Genomic DNA, 9839 nt, shown 5'->3' with positions numbered 1-9839 from the left:
GGCACTACCTTGGCGAGGAGCCGGCCAGCGGCCGGCACTACCAAATGGCGAGGAGCGGGCCAGCGGCCGGCACTACCAATGGCGAGGAGCCGGCCAGCGGCCGGCACTACCAAATGGCGAGGAGCCGGCCAGCGGCCGGCACTACCCATGGCGAGGGGCTGTGCAGCGGCCGGCACTACCTCTCGCCCACAAAAAACCCCGCCGAAGCGGGGTTTTTCGTTACGCCACCAACAAGGCTCAGTTGGCTTTGTGGATCGCGCGCTTGCTCACGGCCATGGCGGCGTCATGCACCACTTCCGACAGCGACGGGTGGGCGTGGCAGATGCGCGCCAGATCGTCGGCCGAACCGCTGAACTCCATGGTCAGCACGCCTTCGTGCACCAGCTCGGACACATTCGCGCCAACCAGGTGCATACCCAGGATGCGATCGGTCTCGGCATGCGCCAGGACCTTCACGAACCCGGTCGGCTCGATCATCGCCACGGCACGGCCGTTGGCGGCGAACGGGAAGCTGCCCGCCTTGTACGGGATGCCTTCGTCCTTGAGCTGCTGCTCGGTCTTGCCGACCCAGGCCAGCTCCGGCTCGGTGTAGATCACCCACGGGATGGTGTCGAAGTTGACGTGGCCCGGCAGGCCCGCGATCAGCTCGGCCACGGCGATGCCTTCTTCGAAGCCCTTGTGCGCCAGCATCGGGCCGCGCACGCAGTCACCGACCGCCCAGACGCCATTGACGCCGGTGTGGCAGTGCGCGTCCACTTCGATCTGGCCACGCTCGTTGATCTTGACGCCGGTGCCTTCGGCCAGCAGGCCCTTGGTGGCGGCGCGACGGCCAACGGCCACCAGCAGCTTGTCCACGATCAGGCTCTTCTCACCTTCACCATCGGTGTAGGTAAGGGCGACTTCCTTCTTCTTGCCCTTGCCGGTCACCTCGGCCTTGGAGACCTTGGCGCCCAGGCGGATGTCCAGACCCTGCTTCTTGAATTCCTTCAAGGCGGTCTTGGCCACTTCGGCATCGGCAGCGGCCAGGAAGTCCGGCAGCGCTTCCAGGATGGTCACTTCCGAACCCAGGCGCTTCCAGACGCTGCCCAGTTCCAGGCCGATCACGCCGGCGCCGATCACGGCGAGGCGGGCGGGGACTTCGGTGAAGTCCAGGCCGCCGACGTTGTCGACGATGGTCTCGCCGTCGAACTTGGCGAACGGCAGTTCGATCGAATCCGAGCCGGCGGCGATGATGACGTTGGTGCCCTTCAGCTCGACTTCCGAACCGTCGTGCTGCTTGACCTTGACGATGTTGCCCGGCTGCAGCTCACCGAAACCGTAGTACGCGGTGACCTTGTTCGCCTTGAACAGCATGGCGATGCCGCCGGTGAACTGCTTGACGATCTTGTCCTTGCGGCCAACCATCGCCTCGACGTCCATCTTGGCATCCTTGAAGCTGATGCCGTGGTCGCCAAAGATGTGGCCCATGTTCCAGAACTGGCGCGAGGAATCGAGCAGCGCCTTGGACGGGATGCAGCCCACGCGCAGGCAGGTGCCGCCCAGGGCCGGCTTGCCGTCCTTGCCCAGCGCAGCGTCGATGCAGGCGGTCTTCAGACCCAGCTGCGCGGCGCGGATGGCGGCATGGTAGCCGGCCGGACCGGCACCGATGACGACGACGTCGAATTGTTCAGCCATTGATAGTTCCTTGTTGCATTCCCGAGCTTCGCTTGAAGCCGGTGGCGCGCAGGCGCCGGGGGAGAGAGCAGGGCAGTGCGGTGCAGTGCCGTAAAACCAGAACCCCTCCGCGCGGGCGCGGAGGGGTGGGAGGTCTTACAGGCCGAACAGCATGCGGCCCGGGTTTTCCAGCTGGTTCTTGATGTCCACCAGGAACTGGACCGAGTCCTTGCCGTCGATGATGCGGTGATCGTAGGACAGCGCCAGGTACATCATCGGCGCGATCACGACCTGGCCGTTCTGCGCGATCGGACGCTCCTTGATGGCGTGCATGCCCAGGATGGCGCTCTGCGGCGGGTTGATGATCGGGGTCGACAGCAGCGAGCCGAAGGTGCCGCCGTTGGTGACGGTGAAGGTGCCGCCCTGCAGTTCTTCCAGGCTCAGCTTGCCGTCACGGGCCTTCTTGGCGTAGTCGGCGATGGTCTTTTCGATATCGGCGAACGACATGCGCTCGACGTTGCGCAGGACCGGGGTCACCAGACCCTTCTCGGTCGACACGGCGATCGAGATGTCCGAGTAGCCGTGATAGATGATGTCGTCACCATCGATCGAGGCATTGACCAGCGGGAAGCGCTGCAGCGCGTTGGCGGCGGCCTTCACGAAGAAGCTCATGAAGCCCAGCTTGATGCCGTGGGCCTTGACGAACTCGTCCTGCAGATCCTTGCGCGCGGCCGAGACCTTGGACAGGTCGACCTCGTTGAAGGTGGTCAGCATCGCGGTGCCGTTCTTGGACTGCATCAGGCGCTCGGCGATGCGCTTGCGGATGCGGGTCATCGGCACGCGCTCTTCCGGACGTGCGCCACCGGACTTGCCGGCGCCACCGTTGCGGGCGAAGTTGACGATGTCTTCCTTGGTCACCGCGCCGCGGCGGCCGGTGCCGTCCACGTCGGCCGGGTTCACGCCTTCGGTGATGGCGGTGAAGCGGGCGCCCGGGGGCAGCGAATCGGCAGCGGACTTGGTGGCCGGGGCCGGCGCTGCGGCAGCGGCCGCTGCCGGAGCAGCGGCCGGGGCATCGGCCTTCTTCTCTTCGGCCGGCGCAGCAGCAGCGGTCGCGCCTTCTTCGATGATGGCCACGACCTGGCTGGAGGTCACGGTGGCACCCACCTCGAACTTGATCTCCTTCAGCACGCCATCGACCGGCGACGGCACTTCCAGGACGACCTTGTCGGTTTCCAGATCAAGCAGGTTTTCATCGCGCTTGACGGCATCGCCGACCTTCTTGTGCCAGGTGGCGATGGTGCCGTCGGCGACGGATTCGGGCAGTACCGGGGCTTTGACTTCGGTGGCCATGCGGGAGCTTCCTGGTTTGTCTTTTCTAGAATGAGGGGGAGAGTTATTCAGCGACCGAGTCGTTGAACGTGTTGACCAGGGCATCGGCGATCAGCTTCTGCTGTTCGATGATGTGGTCAGCCATGTGTCCAGCGGCCGGCGATGCCGAACGGGCGCGACCTGCGTAATGGATGCTCTGGCCATCGGCCAGGCATGCCTGCAGGTGGTGACGGATCTGGTACCAGGCACCCTGGTTCTGCGGTTCTTCCTGACACCACACCACATCGGCCGCCTTGCCGTACTTCTTCAGCTCTGCTGCCAGTGCCACGCGCGGGAACGGATACAGCTGTTCGACGCGGATGATGGCGACATCGTCCTGGCCACGCTTGGTCTGGTCTTCCAGCAGGTCGTAGTAGACCTTGCCCGAGCACAGCACCACGCGCTTGACCTTCTTGGCGTCTGCGTTGGCATCGCCGATCAGGTGCTGGAACTCGCCGTTGGCCAGTTCGTCCAGGGTCGACACGGCCAGCTTGTGGCGCAGCAGCGACTTGGGCGACATCACGATCAGCGGCTTGCGGGTGGTCATGCGCATCTGGCGACGCAGCATGTGGTACGCCTGGGCCGGGGTCGACGGCACGCACACCAGCATGTTCTCCAGCGCACACAGCTGCAGGAAACGCTCCAGACGCGCGGAGCTGTGCTCCGGGCCCTGGCCTTCGTAACCGTGCGGCAGCAGCAGGGTCAGGCCGGTGATACGGCCCCACTTGGCTTCGCCGGCGGCGATGAACTGATCGATCACGACCTGGGCGCCGTTGGCGAAATCGCCGAACTGGCCTTCCCAGATGCACAGGGTGTTCGGATCGGTGGTGGAGAAGCCGTACTCATAGGCCATCACCGCTTCTTCGCTGAGCAGCGAATCGATGATGGTGGCCTGTTCCGGCGACTCGACCAGCTGGCGCAGCGGCAGGTAGTAGTTGTCGGTCTTCTGGTCGTGCAGGATCGCGTGGCGGTGCGTGAACGTACCGCGGCCCACGTCCTGGCCGACCAGACGCAGGTTGTTGCCTTCGTCGAGGATGGTGGCGTAGGCCAGGTTCTCGGCAAAGCCCCAGTCACCCGGGATCTCGCCGGCGGCCATCTTGCGGCGGTCGTCATAGACCTTGGCCACGCGCGAGTGCAGTTCCACGCCTTCGGGCACGGTGTTGATCATCTGCGCCAGCTGCTTGACCTTCTCCATGCCGACGGCGGTGGAGACCGCGTCGGAGAGCTTGCCGTTGAGCAGCTTGGGCCAATCCACGTACATCTTGCTGGTGGCCGGGGTCTTTTCGACCTGGGCCAGCTCGGTGGTGACTTCACCGGCATCGAGCTTGTTGCGGTAGGCATCGACCAGCGCCTTGCCGCCGCCGGCTTCGATCACGCCGGCAGCTTCCAGCGCCGCGGCGTACAGCTCGCGGGTGGTCTGGTGCTTGCGGATCACCTGGTACATCAGCGGCTGGGTGATCGCCGGTTCGTCGGCCTCGTTATGGCCCCAACGGCGGTAGCACATCAGATCGATGACCACGTCCTTGGCGAACTTCTGGCGGAACTCGAAGGCCAGCTGGGCGGCAAACACCACGGCTTCCGGATCGTCGCCATTCACGTGCAGCACCGGGGCGGCAATCATCTTGGCCACGTCGGTGGCGTAGCGCGTGGAGCGCGTATCCAGCGGATTGGAGGTGGTGAAACCGACCTGGTTGTTGACCACGATGTGCACCGTGCCACCGACGGCGAAGCCGCGGGCCTGGGACATCTGGAACAGCTCCATCACCACGCCCTGGCCGGAGAAGGCCGCGTCGCCGTGGATCAGGATCGGCATCACCTGCTTGCGGGCGGTATCGCCACGACGTTCCTGGCGCGAGCGCACGCTGCCGGCCACGACCGGATCGGCGATTTCCAGGTGCGACGGGTTGAACGCCAGCGCCAGGTGGACGGCGCCACCCGGGGTGGAGACGTCGGCGGAGAAGCCCATGTGGTACTTCACGTCGCCGGCGGAGGCGTGGTCGTCGTGCTCGAACTTGCCTTCGAACTCGTCGAACAGCTTGCGCGGGCTCTTGCCGAGGGTGTTGACCAGCACGTTCAGGCGGCCGCGGTGGGCCATGCCGATCACCACGTCCTTGACGCCATCCTTGCCGGCGTCACGGATGATGGTGTCCATCATCGGGATCAGCGAGTCGCCGCCTTCCAGCGAGAAGCGCTTCTGGCCGACGTACTTGGTGTGCAGGTAGCGCTCCAGACCCTCGGCAGCCGTCAGGCGCTCCAGGGTCCGGCGCTGGGTATCGGCATCCAGGTTGTAGTTGCCACCGGCCAGTTCCAGGCGCTGGTACAGCCACTGACGCTGCTCGACCTCGGAGATGTGCATGAATTCCGCACCGATCGAGCCGGTGTAGGTCTTCTTCAGGCGCTCCAGCAGGTCGCGCAGTTTCATGCGCGGCTGGCCGGCGACGCCTCCGGTGCTGAACTCACTGCCCAGGTCGCTTTCCGACAGGCTGTGGAACGGCAGGCCCAGATCCGGCGGATTGGTCGGCGCGGTCAGGCTCAGCGGGTCCAGGCGGGCCGCCATGTGGCCACGCGAACGGTAGGCGGTGATCAGGCGGCCGACATTGCGCTCGCGCTCGTCGCCGGCACCGGCGGCAGTGCCGCTCTTGACGGCATTCTTGGCGGCGTCGGCAATGTGGGCGATGACGGCCGAATGCGGAATATCACCGGCTTCGCGGCCCTGGAAGCCGTCGAAGTAGGTCTTCCATTTGGGATCGACACTGTCCGGAGAAACGAGGTACTGCTCGTACAGATCCTCGATATAGGAGGCGTTGCCGCCGGCGAGCTGCGAAGATTGCGCAAACTGCTTCAGTTGATTGTCCACGATGGAGAGTCGGATTCGCTTGTGGGGTAAGGCTTCGATGATCCGGCAGGGAAAAGTGAATAGCCCTGCGCGGGCGGTATCTAACACCCCAAATTGTACCCCCATCGAGACAGGAAGGGGCACCGTACGGGCCAGTGCGGGGACCGCGGTGTCATTCCCAGACAGGTTCGGGAGCGTGGGGTGAGCTACAGGCCCAGTGCGCGCAGTTCGCTGCAATCACGCGAACGTTCCCATACGCGCTGCAAACCGTCCTGCAACGGCCGCGAACGTGCCGGCTGGGACACACCCGCCTCACCGTCGAAGCGGTGGCCACTCAGACGAAAGTAGTAGTCGCCCGCGTCATTGAGCAGGCAGGCCGATGCCGTCGCGCGGTCGATCGGATCGCTCACTTCGCGCACCCGGAAGACGCTCGGCAGGCTCTGCAGCAGGGTCAACAGGGGCGAGCCGGCCTGCCGGATGGCGGCGCTGTCGTGGACGATCAGCCAGGCCTGTTTGTCGTGGCGGGCGGTGGCGTAGCGTCGCAGCGCCTCCAGCACCGGCGGTGCATCAAGCAGGCCGGGGTCGAGCTGGCGGCTGTGGATCCAGAGCTGGCGGCGGGCGCGGTGGACCAGTGCGGTGGTGATCGCCACGGCGTCCTCGGCCCGGTCGATCGCGACCGCTCCGGACAGGGTCAGGCGCATGTGCTGGTGGGCGATACCGGCCTCGTCGAACACCTCGCCCTCCGGCAGGAAGCCCTGCCGGGTGTAGAACACGCGGGCCGGCAGCTGCGCATGCAGCCCGACCTCGCGCCAGCCACGGGCCCGGGCCTGATCGATCAGGGCCTGCAGCAGGGCGTCGCCGACGCCTTTGCCGCGCCAGGCGGCCAGCACCGCCATACGGCCGATCCGCCCATCCGGGGTGAGCCGGCCGGCACCGATCGGCGCGCCGTCGGTCTCCCGGGCCAGCACGTGCACGCTGAGGGGATCGAGCGCGTCGATCTCCAGCTCGGCCGGTACCTGCTGTTCGTCGACGAACACGGTGAACCGCACCCGGTGCAGCGCGGCGTGCTGCGCCGGGTAATCGACCACGTCAACCTGGAAACCGGAGGCGGCCATGGCGGGCGGGCGGATCAGCCGCGCGGGGGCTCGTCCTTGCCGTCGGTCTCGTCGCTGTCATCGAAATCGACGATCACTTCGATGCCGTCGTCATGGATGGTGACCTCGTGCACGTCGGCCTGGATGGCCTCGTCATCGATGACCTCGACCGCGTCGGTGCCGTCGACGATGTCGTACTCGGCGACGTAGTCGTCTTCATCCTCCAACCCGGCATCGTCCACCAGCTGGTAGAAGCCGCCGGCGACCAGCGCCTGCACGGCATCACGGCCCTTGGCCGAGAGCTTCTGGTACAGCGCCGCGCCGATCTGTTCGGTGCCGGCCAGTACCTGGGCATCCTTGACCGGCAGGGCGAAGTCCAGGCCGCTGCAGTACAGGCTGGCGCCACGCTTGGCACGGCGCCAGGCCAGGCGCGCCCACGGGTGGCGCTGCAATTCCACGCCCGCGCCCAGCGCGGCTTCTATCTCCTCGCGCGGCAGCGGTTCGCCGTGCGCCATCACTTCCCCGGCGGCGCGGTAGGTGGTGATGAAGCGGCCGAACCAGTCGCCGAGCTTGTCCGGGTCGTTCATGCGGATCGCATTGAGCGCTTCGACCACGCGGTTCATCGAGACCACGTCGATCTCGTTCGGGTCCTGCGGCACCTTCAGGTCCGGATCCTGGTAACGGATGGACTCGTCGGCACCGTCAATCAGGGTATCGAGGTAGTCGCTGATCAGCTCGGCCGAGGCCGGGGCACGCATGCCGAAGGAGAAGGTCAGGCAGGGGTCTTCGGCGACGCCGTTGTGCGGCACGTTCGGCGGCAGGTAGAGCATGTCGCCCGGGGCCAGCACCCAGTCGTGGGTCGGCTTGAAGCGGCGCAGCAGCTTGAGTTCGACGTCGTCGCGGAAGTCCAGCGGCGGGCGCTTGCCCTTGATGGATTCGCTGGCATCGATCTGCCAGCGGCGGTGGCCGTAAGCCTGCAGCAGGAAGACGTCGTACTGGTCGACATGCGCCCCGACCGAGCCGCCGGTGGCGGCGAAGCTGATCATCACGTCATCCATGCGCCAGCGCGGCAGGAAGTTGAAGTGGCTGATCAGGGCGCGCACGTCGGCGTCCCACTTGTCCACGTCCTGGACCAGCAGGGTCCAGTCGTGGTCGGGCATGCCCGGGAACTCTTCTTCCTGGAACGGGCCGGTACGCACGCTCCAGCCATCGGTGGCGCGGTCGTGGGTGATCAGGCGCGACAGGGCGCCTTCCTCGCAGGCCAGGCCGGCGAGGTCTTCGGGCTGGACCGGCGTTTCGAAATCGGGGAAGGCGCCGCGGATGAGCAGCGGGCGCTTCTGCCAGTAGTCGCGCAGGAAGGTGGCTGCGGGCATGCCCAGCGGCAGGCCGGGGCGGGCCTGGATGTCGATGACGGGGGTTTTGGTCTTGCGTGCGGCCATGGGGGAGATCCTTGCAGCGTATAGACGGGTATTCGGGGGCGCGACGGTGCCGCGCCCATGCCTTCAGATCGCCTTTGCCAGGTCCGCCGCCAGGCCGATGTAGCCGCCCGGGGTGAGGGCGCGCAGGCTCTGCTTGGCGTCGGCCGGCAGCTCCAGGGATTCGACGAAGGCCTGCATCGACTCGGTGGTGATGCCCTGACCACGGGTGAGGGCCTTGAGCTGTTCGTAGGGGTTGGGCAGGCCGTGGCGGCGCATGACGGTCTGCACGGCTTCGGCCAGTACTTCCCACGCGGCGTCCAGATCGGCGTCCAGGCGTTCCGGGTTCACGGTCAGCTTGCCCAGGCCCTTGGCCAGCGAGTCCAGGGCGACCTGGGTGTGGCCAAAGGCCGTGCCGACCGCACGCAGCACGGTGGAGTCGGTCAGATCACGCTGCCAGCGGCTGATCGGCAGCTTGGCGCTGAAATGCTCGAACAGGGCGTTGGCGATGCCGAAGTTGCCTTCGGCGTTTTCGAAATCGATCGGGTTGACCTTGTGTGGCATGGTCGACGAGCCGACTTCGCCTTCCTTGAGCTTCTGCTTGAAGTAGCCCAGCGAGATATAGCCCCAGACGTCGCGGGCCAGATCGATCAGGATGATGTTGGCGCGGCGCGCGGCATCGCCGATTTCGGCGACGTTGTCATGCGGTTCGATCTGGGTGGTGTACGGGTTGAACACCAGGCCGAGGCTTTCCACGAAGCGCTGGGCGAAGGCCGGCCAGTCCACGTCCGGGTAGGCGATGACGTGGGCGTTGTAGTTGCCCACCGCGCCGTTGATCTTGCCGGTCAGCTCCACCGCGGCGATCTGGCGGCGCTGGCGCTCCAGACGGGCCACCACGTTGGCCACTTCCTTGCCCAGGGTGGTCGGCGAGGCGGTCTGGCCGTGGGTACGCGACAGCATCGGCTGGGCCGCCTGGGCGTGGGCCAGGGCGCGCAGCACGCCGGCGATGTTGTCCAGCGACGGCAGCAGCACCTCGCGGCGGGCCTGCTCGAGCATCAGGCCATAGCTGAGGTTGTTGATGTCTTCGCTGGTGCAGGCGAAATGCACGAACTCCAGCGCCGGGCCCAGCTCGGCATCGGCGGCGAGCTGCTCCTTGATGAAGTACTCCACGGCCTTGACGTCATGGTTGGTGGTGCGCTCGATCTCCTTCACCCGCGCGGCGTGGGCCGGGGCGAAGTCGTCGGCCAGGGCGCGCAGGCGGGCGGTGGCGGCAGCCGAGAACGGGGCCAGTTCGACGACACCCGGCTCATTGGCCAGTGCCAGCAGCCATTCCACTTCCACCTTCACGCGGGCCTTGATCAGGCCGTATTCGGAGAAGATCGGGCGCAGGGCGTCGACCTTGCCGGCGTAGCGGCCATCGAGCGGGGACAGGGCGAGGAGGGCGAATTCGGACATGGCAGGGCGCAGGTCGTT

6 protein-coding genes are annotated in these 9839 nt (G+C 66.3%); all 6 read right to left on the bottom strand.

The features are described 5' to 3' along the window. Nucleotides 1–237 precede the first annotated feature (237 nt). Nucleotides 238–1674, bottom strand: coding sequence for a dihydrolipoyl dehydrogenase (gene lpdA / locus ABE546_RS03390; RefSeq protein WP_121037968.1), 1437 nt, complete (start codon nt 1672–1674; stop codon nt 238–240). A 135-nt stretch (nt 1675–1809) separates the two neighbouring features. Next, the gene (gene sucB / locus ABE546_RS03385) at nt 1810–3003 is read right to left on the bottom strand and encodes a dihydrolipoyllysine-residue succinyltransferase (RefSeq protein WP_346462688.1); all 1194 of its coding nucleotides are present in this window, start codon (nt 3001–3003) and stop codon (nt 1810–1812) included. Between the two features lie 43 nt (nt 3004–3046). Continuing rightward, nucleotides 3047–5878 carry a 2-oxoglutarate dehydrogenase E1 component gene (locus ABE546_RS03380; RefSeq protein WP_313210271.1) on the bottom strand — a complete coding sequence of 944 codons (2832 nt, stop codon included), beginning with the start codon at nt 5876–5878 and terminating at the stop codon, nt 3047–3049. Nucleotides 5879–6063: 185 nt separating this feature from the next. Continuing rightward, nucleotides 6064–6972: a GNAT family N-acetyltransferase gene (locus ABE546_RS03375; RefSeq protein ID WP_346462687.1), complete on the bottom strand. Its 909-nt coding sequence runs from the start codon at nt 6970–6972 to the stop codon at nt 6064–6066. A 14-nt stretch (nt 6973–6986) separates the two neighbouring features. Beyond that, a complete protein-coding gene (locus ABE546_RS03370) occupies nt 6987–8390 on the bottom strand; it encodes a cupin domain-containing protein (RefSeq protein ID WP_313210267.1) in 1404 nt (467 codons plus the stop codon). 63 nt (nt 8391–8453) lie between these two features. Beyond that, nucleotides 8454–9821: an adenylosuccinate lyase gene (gene purB, locus ABE546_RS03365; protein WP_346462705.1), complete on the bottom strand. Its 1368-nt coding sequence runs from the start codon at nt 9819–9821 to the stop codon at nt 8454–8456. Nucleotides 9822–9839: the final 18 nt, after the last annotated feature.

This window comes from Stenotrophomonas sp. TWI377 (assembly GCF_039674525.1).
Classification (GTDB): domain Bacteria; phylum Pseudomonadota; class Gammaproteobacteria; order Xanthomonadales; family Xanthomonadaceae; genus Stenotrophomonas.
This window is presented reverse-complemented; position numbering and strand designations above follow the sequence as displayed.